Origin of the sequence: Saccharopolyspora ipomoeae, from assembly GCF_029952525.1 — a bacterium.
Lineage (GTDB): Bacteria > Actinomycetota > Actinomycetes > Mycobacteriales > Pseudonocardiaceae > Saccharopolyspora > Saccharopolyspora ipomoeae.
On record NZ_JASAOF010000005.1, the window covers coordinates 227,274 to 241,266 of the forward strand.

A 13,993-nucleotide genomic window follows, 5' to 3' on the forward strand; every position below is an offset into this window, starting at 1 on the left:
TTGACCCGCCGGGTGCGGGGTGCTTGTGTCGGAGCGTGCTGGACAGGGAACGGATCGTCGGAGCGCTCGGCGCCGAGTGGAACGCGCTGGACGCGCTGCTCACCGGGCTCGACGACGCGCAGTGGGAGAAGGACACGGCACTGCCGGGCTGGCGGGTGCGCGACATCGCCGCGCACCTCATCGGCACCGAGCTGCTGCTCAGCGGGGAGCCGACGCCGGATTCCGGCAACGACGTGGCGTCCTACGCGCACGTGCGCAACGACATCGGCGCCCGCAACGAGCAGTACGTGGAGCACTTCCGGCAGCAGCCGCACGAAGCGGTGCTGGGGAAGTTCCGCGAGGTCACCGCTTCCCGGCTGGCGTCGCTGCGGGCGATGTCCGACGAGGAGTTCCACGCCCCGGCGCTGACCCCGGCCGGGCAGGACACCTACGCGCGGTTCATGCGGATCCGGGTGTTCGACTGCTGGATGCACGAGCAGGACCTCCGCGACGCCGTCGGCCTGCCCGGCGGGGAGACCGGCACGCCCGTCGAGCTGTCGATCGACGAGATCACCACGGCGCTGGGTTTCGTGGTCGGCAAGCGAGGTGCCGCGCCGGACGGGTCCAGCGTCACCTTCGACCTCGGTTCCCGCGTCCTGCACGTCGCGGTGGACGGGCGGGCGAAGGTCGTCGACTCGCTGCCGGGCGCGCCGACGGTGCGCATCACCATGCCCCTCGGGGTGTTCACCCGCCTCTGCGGCGGCCGGGTCGATCCCGAGAACGTCTTGGAATCAGTGTCTTTCGACGGTGACGAGGTGCTGGGCGAACGGATCGCCCGGCACCTCGCCTTCACCATCTAGGAGTTCGTTCTCAGTCGAGGTGGAAGACCTCTTCGATCGGCCGCATGGCCTCGTCCGGGGCGACGGTCGAGTCGAAGAGGTCGCCCATCCACTCCTGCCAGCGGGCGTTGACGTCGTGCTCGGCCATCGCGGCGCGGCAGGCGTCGAAGTCCTCGCACTCCAGGTAGCCGATGAGGGTGCCGTCCGGGCGCAGGAACAACGAGTAGTTGCGCCATCCCGTGTCCCGCAGGGCCTGCTGCATCTCCGGCCACACCGCGCGGTGCCGTTCCCGGTACTCGGCGACGCGGTCGGGTTTGACGTGCAGCACGAAGCAGATCCGCTGCGTCACTTCGCCCACCCCTGCTCCTGCTCGATCTCCTCCAGCGTCAGGCCCTCGGTCTTCGGGCCCCAGATGACGCCGATGACACCGCTGATCACGATGAACGCGGTCAGGATGTAGGCCAGGGTCTGGAACCCGGTGGCGGTGATGATCGGGACGAAGAAGCTCCAGAAGCCGAGCCCGATGCGCACCACCGCGAACATCAGGCCCTGCGCGGTGCTGCGGAGCTTGGTCGGGAACAGCTCGCCGGACCAGATCTGGAAGAAGTGCTGGGCGCCGAAACCACCGCCGATGCCGATGGCCACGATGTAGCCGAGCGCGGTGCCGAAGTTCAGCGGCAGCACCGCGAGCAGCAGCATGCCGCCCGCCTGGATCACGGTCGACAGCGCCAGCATCAGCCGCCGGTTGACCCGGTCGTTGAGCGGCATGAACACCAGCACGGTGAACACCGCGACCAGCAGGAAGTACAGGCACTGCAGACCGACGCTGGCCGCGTCGCTCTGGTTGCCCAGCGCGGTGAGCAGGTAGGGCGTGTAGAAGCCGTTGGTGCCGGCGAAGAGGTTCCAGATGCCGTACATGCCGATGAGCATCAGCGAGAGCTTGAGCCCCTTGCCGGTCAGCAGCGGCCGAAGCGCGGCGCTCCACCTCACCGGTTGCGAATCGGTGTTCTCCTGCTCCCAGCGGGCGGATTCGCCGATGCCATGCCGCATCCACCAGGTGATCAGCGCGGCGAGGAACAGGCTCGCGAACAGCAGCCGCATGCCGAGCATGCCCAGCGGCTGCAGCAGCAGTCCCAGCGCCAGGGTGACGATCGGTCCGAGCGACCACAGGACCTGCGAGAGCCCGCCGAGCTTGCCGCGCTTGCGGGCCGGCGAGAACTCGGTGATCAGGCTCCAGGACGCGGGGATGTCGGCGCCGACGGCCAGGCCGACCAGGATGTAGCCGACGAACAGCATCCAGGTGTCGACGGCGAAGATCAGCCACAGCGTGCCGAACATGTACAGCAGCAGGTCGTAGGCGTAGATCTTCTTGCGCCCGTAGCGGTCGCAGATGTAGCCGCCGACCAGGGCGCCGACACCGGCGGAGATGGCGTTGGAGCTCAGGGCGCCGAGCAGGCCGACGGTGCTGTCACCGAGCCCGAAGGCGGTGACCCACACGCTCAGCGCCACGGAGCCGGCGACGATCGATCCGGCGTCGATGTAGCTGGCCATCGCGGCTACGAACGACCATTTCCAGTGCTGTGAGGGGGAGGCGTTCTCGCTCTGCTGAACCCCTGCAGCGGATGAAGTCATCGTTGTCCTTCATGCAGCTCGTCGAGTCGTCGACGTCGGCCGCTCCCGAGCCGCTGACGCCGTTGAAACGTTTTATGTGGCGAGCACACTAGAGAGGCCCTCCACCCCCGTCAAGGGGCTGGTTGGCTCAGCGGAGCGGCAGCGAGGAGCGCCGGACGACGAGTTCCGGCTGGTAGACGACGTGCTCGTGGGAGTGGTCGGTCTCGCCGGATTCGCGCAGCAGCAGGTCGGCGGCGGTGCGGCCGAGGCGGCGGGCAGGGCGGCGCACCGAGGTCAGCGGGACGGCCGCGGCCGAGGCGAACTCGATGTCGTCGTAGCCGACCAGCGCGATGTCGTCGGGCACCCGCAGCCCGGCGGCGAACAGGGCCTGCAGCACGCCCAGCGCCAGCAGGTCGTTGGCGCAGAACACCGCGCTGGGCCGGTCCGGCATCCCGAGCAGCCGCGATCCGGCGTCGCGGCCGCCCGCGACGTCCATCGTCGGCACCTCCAGCACGGCGAGCTCGGCCGCCCGGGCCCCGCCGAGGCGGCGATCCCGGCACTGCGGCAGGTGGAGCGGCCCGGTCACGCAGGCGATGCGGTCGTGCCCGGCTCCGACGAGGTGACCGACCGCGAGCTCGCCGCCGAGGACGTCGTCCACCGACACCGAGCAGGCCGCGCCGTCGGCGCTGCCGTCGACGACGACGTGCGGAATCCCCTGCCGCGCCAGTACTTCCACGCTCCCCGCGGCGGCGGGGGCGATGAGCACGCCGCGCACCCGCTGCTCGGCGAACAGCGACAGGTACAGCGACTCGACCTCGGCGTCCTGGCCGCTGCTGCACTGCATCACGCCGAGCCCGCGCGCGGTGGCGATCTCCTCGGCGCCGTGGGCGACCTCGGCGAAGAACGGGTTGGTCATGTCCAGCGCGAGCATCGCGATCATCCGGCTGCTGCCGGCCCGCAGGTGCCGGGCGGATTCGCTGCGGACGTAGCCGAGCGCGTCGATGGCGGCCTGCACGCGATCGCGGGTGCTCGCGGCGACGCGGTCGGGGCGGTTGACGACGTTGGAGACGGTGCCGATGGAGACCCCGGCGCGCTCGGCGACCTCCTTGATGCTGACGCGGCCGTGCTCCTTGGTGGTCACCCGTTGTCCCCGACTTGTTGACTCGTGCTCCGTCCGCAGCTTACGCTACAGCGGCGTTTAAAACGTTTCAATCACACTCGCCGCCGACGTTGCGGCGACCTCACCGCCCCGCGATGCGCACTGGAGCCGACGATGCCCGACCGGAAGACCATCACTGCGGCGCTGAAGAACCAGCGGATCGAAACCCCCTCCTGGGCCTACGGGAACTCCGGGACGCGGTTCAAGACCTTCCTGCAGGAGGGGATTCCGCGCGACCCGTTCGAGAAGCTCGACGACGCCGCCCAGGTGCACGCCTTCACCGGCGTGGCGCCCAGCGTCGCGCTGCACATCCCCTGGGACCGCGTCGACGACTACTCCGCCCTGGGCGAGCACGCGGCCTCGCTCGGGCTGAAGCTGGGCGCGATCAACCCGAACACGTTCCAGGAGGACGAGTACCGGCTCGGCAGCATCTGCAACCCCGACCCGGCGGTGCGCGAGAAGGCGCAGCGACACCTGCTGGAGTGCGTCGACATCATGGACGTCACCGGGTCCGACGCGCTGAGCCTGTGGTTCGCCGACGGCCTCAACTACCCCGGCCAGGACTCCCTCGCCGAGCGCCAGCAGCGGCTCTCCGAAGCGCTGCGCGTCGCCTACGACCGGCTCGGCCCGGACCAGCGGATGCTGCTGGAGTACAAGTTCTTCGAGCCCGCCTTCTACGCCACCGACGTCCCGGACTGGGGCACCTCCTACGCGCACTGCATGGACCTGGGCGAGCGCGCGCAGGTGCTGGTCGACACCGGGCATCACGCGCCGGGCACCAACATCGAGTTCATCGTGGCGTTCCTGCTCGGGCGCGGACGGCTCGGCGGATTCCACTTCAACAGCCGCTTCTACGCCGACGACGACCTGATGGTCGGCGCCGCCGACCCGTTCCAGCTGTTCCGGATCATGCACGAGATCGTGCGCGCCGGAGCGCTGGAGGACTCGGCGAACGTGGCGTTCATGCTCGACCAGTGCCACAACCTGGAGCCGAAGATCCCGGCCCTGATCCGCTCGGTGCTCAACGTCCAGGAGGCGACCGCCAAGGCCCTGCTGGTCGACGGCGACGCCCTGGCCGAGGCGCAGCGCAACGGCGACGTCCTGGGGGCCAACGCGGTCCTGATGGACGCCTACAACACCGACGTCCGCCCGCTGCTGGCCGAGGTCCGCGAGGACATGGGCATCGACCCCGACCCGATCGCGGCCTACCACCGCTCCGGCTACGCCGAGAAGATCATCGCCTCCCGCAAGGACGGCACCCCCGCGGGCTGGGGCGCCTGACCGACACCCTCCCTCGGAGGGAAACGACAGTTCTCATGAAAACTTCCCGTCCCCGGGGAAATGACAGTTTTCATGAAAACTTCCCTCCCCCTGAGAACGAGAGTGTTCGTGTACACCTCCCTCACCTCGAAAGACGGTGGTCTTCGTGAGATTTTCCCGATTTCTGGGGTGAGGAAGGTTTTCATGAAAACTTCCCGACGCACCGAGAGGTTCACGATGAGCTCGACGCATCCCGAAGTGGCTGCGCTGCTTGCCCGTTCGCACGAGCTGGGCGCCGATCCCCGCAACACCAACTACGCCGGCGGCAACGCGTCCGCCAAGGGCACCGACACCGATCCCGTGACCGGCGGGGACGTTCCGCTGATGTGGGTCAAGGGTTCCGGCGGTGACCTGGGGACGCTGACCGAGGCCGGGCTGGCGGTGCTGCGGCTGGACCGGCTGCGCGCGCTGGTCGACGTCTACCCCGGCGTGGACCGCGAGGACGAGATGGTCGGCGCGTTCGACTACTGCTCGCACGGCAAGGGCGGCGCGGCGCCGTCCATCGACACCGCCATGCACGGGCTGGTCGCCGCCGCCCACATCGACCACCTGCACCCCGACGCCGGGATCGCGCTGGCCACCGCCGCCGACGGCGAAGCGCTGACCGCCGAGTGCTTCGGCGACCAGGTCGCGTGGGTGCCGTGGCGTCGGCCCGGTTTCCAGCTGGGCCTGGACATCGCCGCCATCAAGGAGGCGAACCCGCAGGCCATCGGCGTGATCCTGGGCGGGCACGGCATCACCGCGTGGGGCGCGACCAGCGAGGAATGCCGGCGCAACTCGCTGCACATCATCCGCACCGCGGAGAAGTTCCTCGCCGAGCGCGGCAAGCCCGAGCCGTTCGGGCCGGTCGTCGCCGGGTTCGAGCCGCTGCCGGAGGACCAGCGCAGGCTCCGGGCCGCCGAGCTCGCCCCGGTCATCCGCGGCCTGGCCTCCACCGACCGGCCGCAGATCGGGCACTTCGACGACGCGCCGGAAGTCCTGGAGTTCCTGGCGCGCGAGAAGCACCCCCAGCTGGCCGCCCTGGGCACCTCGTGCCCGGACCACTTCCTGCGCACCAAGGTCCGCCCGCTGGTGCTCGACCTCAAGCCCGACGCCGGGCTCGACGAGGTCGTCGCCCGCCTGAAGGAGCTGCACGAGCGCTACCGCGAGGACTACCGCGCCTACTACGACCGATTCGCCGACGCCGACTCCCCCGCTCTGCGCGGCGCGGACCCGGCGATCGTGCTGGTCCCGGGCATCGGCATGTTCTCCTTCGGCAAGGACAAGCAGACCGCGCGGGTGGCCGCGGAGTTCTACCGCAACGCGATCAACGTGATGCGCGGTGCCGAGGCCGTCTCCGCCTACGAGCCGATCGACGAGTCCGAGAAGTTCCGCATCGAGTACTGGGCGCTGGAGGAGGCCAAGCTCGCGCGGATGCCGAAGCCCAAGCCGCTGGCGACCCGCGTCGCGCTGGTCACCGGAGCCGGTTCGGGCATCGGGAAGGCCACCGCGCAACGGCTTTCGGCCGAGGGCGCGTGCGTGGTGCTGGCCGATCTCGACCTCGACAACGCCCAGGCGGTGGCCGACGAGCTCGGCGGCCCGGACAAGGCCGTGGCGGTGCGCGTCGACGTCACCGACGAGGAGCAGATCGCCGAGGCGTTCCGCGCCGCATCGCTGGCGTTCGGCGGCGTGGACCTGGTCGTCAACAACGCCGGGCTGTCGATCTCGAAGCCGCTGCTGGAGACCACGGTCGCCGACTGGGACCTGCAGCACGACGTGATGGCGCGCGGCTCGTTCCTGGCGTCGCGGGAGGCCGCGCGGGTGATGATCGCCCAGGGCATGGGCGGTGACGTCGTCTACATCGCCAGCAAGAACTCGGTGTTCGCGGGCCCGAACAACGTCGCCTACGGGGCGACGAAGGCCGACCAGGCGCACCAGGTGCGGTTGCTCGCGGCCGAGCTGGGCGAGCACGGCATCCGCGTCAACGGCGTCAACCCCGACGGGGTGGTGCGCGGTTCCGGCATCTTCGCCGGCGGCTGGGGCGCGCAGCGCGCGAAGGTCTACGGCGTGGCGGAGGACGAGCTCGGCGAGTTCTACGCCCAGCGCACGCTCCTCAAGCGCGAGGTGCTGCCCGAGCACGTGGCGGCGGCGGTGTTCGCGCTGGTGGGCGGCGATCTCACGCACACCACGGGTCTGCACGTGCCGGTCGACGCGGGTGTGGCCGCGGCGTTCCTGCGCTGAGGGAGGGCGGATGACGACGGAGTCGCCGACGTTCGCGGCGGTGGACCTGGGTGCCTCCAGCGGGCGGGTCGCCCTCGGACGGCTCGCCGCCGGGCGGCTGGAGACCCGCGAGGTGCACCGGTTCGCCAACGGCCCGGTCCCGCTGCCCGACGGGCTGCACTGGGACGCGGTCGGGCTGTTCCGGGAGGTGCTGGCCGGGCTGCGCCGGGCCGGTGAGCCGGTGTCGGTCGGGGTGGATTCCTGGGCGGTGGACTACGGGTTGATCGACGCCGCGGGGTCCCTGCTGGGCGAACCGTTCCACTACCGGGATTCGCGCACCGACACCGTCGCGGAGTCCTTCTCGGACTCGTTCGGCGCTCCGGAGTTGTTCTCCCGCAACGGTTTGCAGTTCCTGCCGTTCAACACGGTCTTCCAGCTGGCCGCGTCGGAGGGCGCGGCGCTGGAAGCGGCGGAGACGCTGCTGCTGATCCCGGACCTGATCGGGTACTGGCTGACCGGGCAGGTGGGTGCGGAGCTGACCAACGCCTCCACCACCGGCCTGCTCGACGCCCGCAGCCACGAGTGGTCGCCGGAGCTGGCGCGTGCGGCGGGCATCGACCCGTCGCTGCTGCCCGCGCTGCGCAGGCCGGGTGACGTCGTGGGCGAGCTGCTGCCGCGGGTGGCCGCGGAGACCGGTCTGCCCGGCACGTCGGTGGTGGCGGTGGGGTCGCACGACACGGCCTCGGCGGTGGTCGGGGTGCCCGCGCGGACCCCGAACTTCGCCTACGTGTGCACCGGGACGTGGTCGCTGACGGGTCTGGAGCTGCCCGCTCCGGTGCTCACCGAACAGGCGCGTCGGGCGAACTTCACGAACGAGCTCGGCGTCGACGGCACGGTCCGCTTCCTGCGCAACATCATGGGCCTGTGGCTGCTCCAGGAGAGCCTCCGCACCTGGGGCTTGGCCTCGGACGATCTCCCGGGCCTGCTCGCCGAGGCGGCCGCCGCGGAACCGCTGCGGGCGGTCGTCGACGCCGAGGACACCCGGTTCCTGGCCCCCGGCGACATGCCGGCCCGCATCGCCCAGGCGTGTCGCGACACCGATCAGCCGGTGCCCGACACGCGAGGCGCGGTGGTCCGCTGCGTCCTGGAGAGCCTCGCCCTGGCCCACCGCCGAGCCATCCGCGAGGCGGCCGAGCTCTCGTGCCGAGACGTCGACGTCGTCCACCTCGTCGGAGGCGGAGCCCGCAACGAGCTGCTGTGCCAGCTCACCGCCGACGCCCTGGGCACCCCGGTCGTCGCGGGCCCGGTCGAAGCCACCGCCACCGGAAACCTCCTCGTCCAAGCCAGAACCGCCGGCCAGGTCGCCGATCTCGCCGAGCTCCGCGAGATCACCGCCCGCTCCCACGCCCTGACCCGCTACGACCCCCGGAACCCGTCGGTCGCCTGGGACCAGGCCGAACGCCGGCTCAGGTGACGAGCTCCCCAACGAGGGCGATCTTCGAGCTCCCCCGTGGCGGTTCCGGGCAGGGTGGCGCGCAACGCGATCCGGCGAGGAGGTTCTTGCGACCGGGCCGGGGTGCGGCGGACACGCCGACGACGACGCAGCCGGTGACACCTCCGGGTAGGCCGTGCCGTTGTGCAGGTAGCAGTGCCGGAACCCGGATTACGGCCGTTTTCGAGCACCGGAATACGGCCGTAATCCCGTGCCACCGGGGGTCCGGCCGGTCCGGCCGTTCCGGCGCTTCCTCCGGTGGGCGGGTCGGGTGGTGGGGGACTTTCGGCCGGTCCCGGAGGTCCGGGTGGGCGCGAAACTCGTCTTGTCCGAGTGCCGCGCGAACGCCAGGAGGCAGGGACCATGCGCATGCTCATCAGGATCAGGCCCGACCTGCGGACCGCCAACAGCGCGATCGCGGACGGTTCGATGCAGAAGGCGTTGCAACGGGCTCACGAGCAGCTCAAGCCCGAGGCCTCCTACTTCCTGCCGCAGGACGGCAAGCGGACTGCGCTGTTCATCTGCGATCTGCAGGACGAGTCGCAGCTCGTGGGGATGCTCGACCAGTTCTTCACCCACCTCGAGGCGCAGGTGGACGTCTACCCGGTGATGACCTTCGACGACCTCCGCGCGGGGTTCGCCCAGCTCGACGATCGGTGACCGCGACCGTCCCGCGCCCCGCCGCACCGACGGGGCGCGGCGACGTGCGTAGCGGTCCGGAAAAACCCAGGTAAACCGGCCGGTGATGGCCGTCCCGGTGTGGCAGGGTCGGGGTTTCGGAGTCGACCTGGAGGGCGCGAGATGGTGAGCAAGCAGGAGGCGGCTGCGGCGGTGCGGGCGGCCAAGGGGGCGCTCGGCATCAGCTGGGCGCAGCTGGCCGAGGCCGTCGGGCGGCCCGTCGCGTGGACCACGAGCGCGCTGCTCGGCCAGCAGCCCATGAGCGAGGCCGAGGCCGACGCGGCGGCGAACCTGCTGGACCTGGACGCGGAGGTGACCGCGGCGCTGCGCCTCCAACCCACCCGGGGTGCGCTCGACGACGTCGTGCCCACCGATCCGACGATCTACCGGTTCTACGAGATCGTGCAGGTCTACGGCCCGACGCTCAAGGAGCTCGTCCACGAGGAGTTCGGCGACGGCATCATGAGCGCCATCAACTTCCGCTTCGACGTCCAGCGGGTCCCCGACCCGGCAGGCGACCGGGTGGTGGTCACCCTCGACGGGAAGTTCCTGCCCTACCAGTGGTGAGCCCGTCTTCGACGTCGCGGGAGAGCGCGGTGCGCTCCGGTGCCCGAGAGGTCGCGGCCCAACACCGCTGGCGCGCGGCGAAGTTCGCGCAGGTCCACTTCGGTTGGCGCAAGAGTCCGTTCTGAGTCCGCCCGGCGTTCGCCAGTACGTCACCTGCGCTCCATAGCGTCGGATCTTCCCGAAACCGACGCGAAAGAGGTGGACCGTGCACTCCCACCGCCCCAACCGACGCCAGGTCCTGCTGGCCGGATCCGCCGCTCTCGGCGCCGCCGCCCTGGGCACCTCCGGCCTGGCGAACGCCGCCGGTGCCGGCGCGAGCCGGATCCGCGAGCCGTTCCAGCTGGGCATCGCCTCCGGCGATCCGCTGCCGGACGGCGTGGTGCTGTGGACCCGATTAGCCCCCGAGCCGCTGTCCGAGGACGGGTTCGGCGGCATGCCCGACCAGATCGTCCCGGTGCAGTGGCAGGTGGCCGCCGACGAGCGGTTCAGCAAGATCGTCGCCGAGGGCACCGAGCAGGCCGAGCGCGCCTCCGCGCACTCGGTGCACGCCGAGGTCTCGGGCCTGCAGCCGGGCGCCGAGTACTTCTACCGGTTCCGCGCCGGTGACGAGCTCAGCGCGGTCGGCCGCACCAAGACCGCCCCGGCGCCGGGCGCGAGCCTGGAGAAGTTCTCGTTCGCCTTCGCCAGCTGCCAGAACTACCCCGCCGGGCTCTACACCGCCTACCAGCACATGGCCGAGGAGGACCTGGACCTGGTTGCGTTCCTCGGCGACTACATCTACGAGAGCGGCGGCACCAGTGCGATCGGGCGCGCTCACGTGCCCGCGCACGAGATCATGAACCTGGCCGATTACCGCACCCGGCTCGGCCAGTACAAGACCGACGAGCACCTGCAGGCCGCGCACGCCGCGTTCCCGTGGGCCGTGGTCTTCGACGACCACGAGGTGGAGAACAACTGGGCGGGCGACATCTCGCAGCCCGACACCGAACCCGACCAGGACCCGGCGGTGTTCCGGGAGCGCCGCGCCCAGGCGTTCCAGGCCTACTACGAGCACATGCCGCTGCGCCGGGCCCAGCGCCCGGACGGCCCGGACATCCGCATCCACCGCCGCCTGACCTTCGGCGACCTGGTGGACGTGCACCTGCTCGACACCCGCCAGTACCGGGACGACCAGGAGGTCCCGCCGGAGCAGGTCGACGACCCGGAACGCACCATCCTCGGCACCGAGCAGCGGAAGTGGTTGCTGGACAACCTCTCCGGCTCGACCGCTCGCTGGAACGTGCTGGCGCAGCAGGTGTTCTTCAGCCAGCGCGACTTCACCGAGGGCGACGAGGACTCCTTCAGCGACGACGCCTGGGACAACTACCCGGCCGAGCGCAACCGGATCCGGGACCAGCTGGCGAACGTCTCGAACCCCGTGGTCATCACCGGCGACGTGCACGCCAACTACGCGGCCGACATCAAGGCCGACTTCGAGGACCCGGGCTCGGCGACGGTCGGCGTGGAGCTGGTGGGCACCTCGATCTCCTCCGGTGGCAACGGTTCCGACCAGAACGCCGGTGACGCGGTGCAGCTGAAGGAGAACCCGCACATCAAGTTCATCAACCGGCAGCGCGGCTACGTCCGCAACACCCTCACCCGCGACGCCTGGACCGCCGACTTCCGCGTCGTCGACCAGGTCACCACCCCCGGCGCTGACATCTCCGACCGCGCCACCTTCACCATCCGCAACGGCGAGCCCGGTCTGATCGAGGGCTGAGCCCGGCGAAGGCGCCCCGGCACCCGGGGCGCCTTCCGTCCCTCCACAGTGGATCAGGGAGGTGGCCGGTCCGAACGGTCGGCCAACAGGCGGTGAAGACCCGCTACCTGCGGACATCGTCGCGCTTCCGCGGGGCGGGGGCGGCGGGCCGTTGGGTACTGTGGTGCGGATTCAACGACGAGCTCGTAGGACGTGAGATGACGAACGCGCGGCGGAAGCTGATCCTCATCCGGCACGCGAAGTCGGCGCACCCGGAGGGCGTGGAGGACTTCGATCGCCCGCTGGGCGAGCGGGGCCGGCGCGACGCCCCGGCGGTGGGTCGCTGGCTGCGGGAGAACGCCTACGCCATCGAGGCGGTGCGCTGCTCCCCCGCCCTGCGAACCCGGCAGACCTGGGAGCTGGTCGGCGCCCACATCCCGGCCGAACCGCAGGTCAGCTACGACGATCGTCTCTACGGCGGCACCGCGCACCAGCTGCTGAGCATCGTCCGCGAGATGCCGGTGACCGCGATGACGACCGTGATCGTCGGCCACAACCCCGGCCTGGAGGACCTGGTTCACCTGCTGACCGGCGAGTCGGTCGAGCTCAAGACCTCGGCGGTGGCGCTGCTCAGCAGCGAGCGCGGCTGGGCCGACGCCGACGAGTCCTGGACCTGCGCGTCCACGTTCGCCAAGCCCCGCGGCTGAACCCGTGTGAGCACCACCACCGCACCGATCCAGAACCCCGGGTGACCACGCGTTCGACCTCGGCCCGGACCAGCGCGCGAGGCAGGCGTCCGGACCTCCGGGAATCGGCGTTCTAGACTCCGCGCATGGTCGACATGCCTGGTGAACCGTTCTTCCGCCCCGACGGGGACCTGCTGGTCCCGGCCCAGCACGCGAGCAGCCCGTGGTCGGACCAGATGATGCACGGCCGGTTGTTCGGCGGCCTGCTGGCGCGAGCCCTGGAGGTCGAGCACGGCGCGGAGGAGTTCCGGTTCGCGCGCCTGACCATCGACCTGTTCCGCAGCGCCACGCTCGACCCGGTCCGGGTCGAGACGCAGCGCGTCCGCGACGGCCGCCGCATCCGCGTCGCCGACGCCACCGTCTACCAGGGAGAGAAGGCCGTCGCCCGGGCCAGTTCGGTCCAGCTTCGCGCGGGCGAGCAGCCGGAGGGCGAGGTCCCCACCACGCAGCCGTGGTCGATGCCCGAGGTCACCGAGCTCGGCACGCCCCAATCCCCGCCCGGCAAGTGGGAGGCGCCGTTCGACATCTGGATGGTCGACGATTCCGGCGCCCTGACCGACTGGTCGCAGGCGGGCGCTCGCCGCGCGTGGCTGCGCGACACCCACGACCTGGTCAAGGGCGAGTCGATGAGCCCGTTCGTCCGCACGGCCACCGCCGCGGACTTCGCCAGCCCGCTGGCCAACATGCCCGAGGGCGGCGACCTCGGCTTCATCAACGCCGACTACACCCTGACGCTGAGCCGCATGCCCGTCGCCCCGGAGATCGGCATGGAGGCCACCGGCCACCTCAGCGACACGGGCATCGCCACGGCCTCCACGACCTTCCACGACGTCCAGGGCCCCTTCGGCTACTGCAACGTCACCGCAGTCGCCACCGCACCGATGTCCTGATTCGTGGGTGGGGGAAGTTTTCATGAAAACTTCGAAGGTCCGCGAGGCTGTGAGCGAGTTCTGCCTTACCGGGGCGCGTCCTGATTGCGCAGCTTGGCAGCCCGCCCGCTGGTACTGACCGGATCGTGAGTCGTCCTGACGTGATCGTGCCTTCTGGTTCGGTGGAGACCGGCCCAGGATGGGCGGCGTGAACAGAGCGCTTCTCGTTGTTGATGTCCAGGAGTCCTTCCGTCAGCACCCGCTGTGGCGGGCCATCTCGAATCCCGGTATCGCCGAGTCGGTTTCGCGGCTCGTCGAGCACGCTCGGGCCGAGGGCGATCTCGTCGTGTGGTTGCTGCACGGCGAACCGGGCACGGGCGGGGTCTTCGACCCGGTGCACGGGCACGTGCGGCTGATGGGCGGGCTCGTCCCCGACGACGCCGAACCGACCGTCATCAAGACCTCGCACAACGCCTTCACCAGCACGAACCTGGATCAGACCCTCACCCGCCGGGGAGTCCGCGAGCTCACCGTGTGCGGCATCCGGACCGAGCAGTGCTGCGAGACGACGACCCGCGTCGCCTCCGACCTCGGCTACGACGTCTCGTTCGTCACCGACGCGACGGCGACGAACCCGGTGGGCCACCGGGACGCTCCCGCCGACCGGAGCGTCGAAGAGCTGCTGGCCGATCCGCGCACGCTGCACCCCGCGGAGATCATCGCGCGCACGGAGTACGCGCTGGCCGGGCGGTTCGCCTCGATCCGCACGATCACCGAGATGACCGGCGTAGGCTGA

The 13,993-nt window shown here is 70.6% G+C and carries 13 protein-coding genes; 10 read left to right on the forward strand and 3 right to left on the reverse strand.

Annotated elements, in window-relative coordinates:
- Positions 1–35: 35 nt before the first annotated feature.
- The gene (locus QFW96_RS12055) at positions 36–839 is read left to right on the forward strand and encodes a maleylpyruvate isomerase family mycothiol-dependent enzyme (RefSeq protein WP_281455671.1); all 804 of its coding nucleotides are present in this window, start codon (positions 36–38) and stop codon (positions 837–839) included.
- Positions 840–849: 10 nt separating this feature from the next.
- On the opposite strand, the gene QFW96_RS12060 is transcribed toward QFW96_RS12055, so the two are convergent.
- The 3 genes from QFW96_RS12060 to QFW96_RS12070 form a co-directional block, all read right to left on the reverse strand.
- Positions 850–1,167: an L-rhamnose mutarotase gene (locus QFW96_RS12060; RefSeq protein ID WP_281455758.1), complete on the reverse strand. Its 318-nt coding sequence runs from the start codon at positions 1,165–1,167 to the stop codon at positions 850–852.
- Positions 1,164–2,369 carry an MFS transporter gene (locus QFW96_RS12065; protein ID WP_281455672.1) on the reverse strand — a complete coding sequence of 402 codons (1,206 nt, stop codon included), beginning with the start codon at positions 2,367–2,369 and terminating at the stop codon, positions 1,164–1,166. The genes QFW96_RS12060 and QFW96_RS12065 overlap by 4 nt, the downstream gene beginning before the upstream one ends.
- Before the next feature lie 208 nt (positions 2,370–2,577).
- Entirely contained in the window at positions 2,578–3,570 is a 993-nt protein-coding gene (locus tag QFW96_RS12070) for a LacI family DNA-binding transcriptional regulator (protein ID WP_281455673.1), read from the reverse strand.
- 132 nt (positions 3,571–3,702) lie between these two features.
- Between QFW96_RS12070 and rhaI the strand changes: the two genes are divergently transcribed.
- The 9 genes from rhaI (at position 3,703) to QFW96_RS12115 (ending at position 13,993) form a co-directional block, all read left to right on the forward strand.
- Complete coding sequence (gene rhaI, locus QFW96_RS12075) at positions 3,703–4,869, forward strand: L-rhamnose isomerase (protein ID WP_281455674.1); 1,167 nt, start codon at positions 3,703–3,705, stop codon at positions 4,867–4,869.
- A gap of 216 nt (positions 4,870–5,085) precedes the next feature.
- Positions 5,086–7,128 (forward strand): bifunctional aldolase/short-chain dehydrogenase, encoded by a 2,043-nt coding sequence (locus tag QFW96_RS12080; protein ID WP_281455675.1) that lies wholly within the window; start codon positions 5,086–5,088, stop codon positions 7,126–7,128.
- Between the two features lie 10 nt (positions 7,129–7,138).
- Complete coding sequence (locus QFW96_RS12085; RefSeq protein WP_281455676.1) at positions 7,139–8,581, forward strand: rhamnulokinase; 1,443 nt, start codon at positions 7,139–7,141, stop codon at positions 8,579–8,581.
- 387 nt (positions 8,582–8,968) lie between these two features.
- The gene (locus tag QFW96_RS12090; RefSeq protein WP_281455677.1) at positions 8,969–9,259 is read left to right on the forward strand and encodes a hypothetical protein; all 291 of its coding nucleotides are present in this window, start codon (positions 8,969–8,971) and stop codon (positions 9,257–9,259) included.
- A 141-nt stretch (positions 9,260–9,400) separates the two neighbouring features.
- A complete protein-coding gene (gene cynS / locus QFW96_RS12095) occupies positions 9,401–9,844 on the forward strand; it encodes a cyanase (RefSeq protein WP_281455678.1) in 444 nt (147 codons plus the stop codon).
- Between the two features lie 205 nt (positions 9,845–10,049).
- On the forward strand, positions 10,050–11,603 hold the full coding sequence (locus QFW96_RS12100) for an alkaline phosphatase D family protein (protein ID WP_281455679.1): 1,554 nt from the start codon (positions 10,050–10,052) through the stop codon (positions 11,601–11,603).
- A gap of 197 nt (positions 11,604–11,800) precedes the next feature.
- Positions 11,801–12,289 carry a SixA phosphatase family protein gene (locus tag QFW96_RS12105; protein ID WP_281455680.1) on the forward strand — a complete coding sequence of 163 codons (489 nt, stop codon included), beginning with the start codon at positions 11,801–11,803 and terminating at the stop codon, positions 12,287–12,289.
- A 125-nt stretch (positions 12,290–12,414) separates the two neighbouring features.
- Positions 12,415–13,218: an acyl-CoA thioesterase domain-containing protein gene (locus QFW96_RS12110; RefSeq protein ID WP_281455681.1), complete on the forward strand. Its 804-nt coding sequence runs from the start codon at positions 12,415–12,417 to the stop codon at positions 13,216–13,218.
- A 187-nt stretch (positions 13,219–13,405) separates the two neighbouring features.
- Positions 13,406–13,993 (forward strand): cysteine hydrolase family protein, encoded by a 588-nt coding sequence (locus QFW96_RS12115; protein ID WP_281455682.1) that lies wholly within the window; start codon positions 13,406–13,408, stop codon positions 13,991–13,993.

Excerpts from the sequence above, each read along its gene's own strand:
- QFW96_RS12065 (WP_281455672.1), bottom strand. The coding sequence starts at position 2,369 with ATGGCCAGCTACATCGACGCCGGATCGATCGTCGCCGGCTCCGTGGCG.
- rhaI (WP_281455674.1), top strand. The coding sequence starts at position 3,703 with ATGCCCGACCGGAAGACCATCACTGCGGCGCTGAAGAACCAGCGGATC.
- QFW96_RS12080 (WP_281455675.1), top strand. The coding sequence starts at position 5,086 with ATGAGCTCGACGCATCCCGAAGTGGCTGCGCTGCTTGCCCGTTCGCAC.
- QFW96_RS12085 (WP_281455676.1), top strand. The coding sequence starts at position 7,139 with ATGACGACGGAGTCGCCGACGTTCGCGGCGGTGGACCTGGGTGCCTCC.
- QFW96_RS12090 (WP_281455677.1), top strand. The coding sequence starts at position 8,969 with ATGCTCATCAGGATCAGGCCCGACCTGCGGACCGCCAACAGCGCGATC.
- cynS (WP_281455678.1), top strand. The coding sequence starts at position 9,401 with ATGGTGAGCAAGCAGGAGGCGGCTGCGGCGGTGCGGGCGGCCAAGGGG.
- QFW96_RS12105 (WP_281455680.1), top strand. The coding sequence starts at position 11,801 with ATGACGAACGCGCGGCGGAAGCTGATCCTCATCCGGCACGCGAAGTCG.
- QFW96_RS12110 (WP_281455681.1), top strand. The coding sequence starts at position 12,415 with ATGGTCGACATGCCTGGTGAACCGTTCTTCCGCCCCGACGGGGACCTG.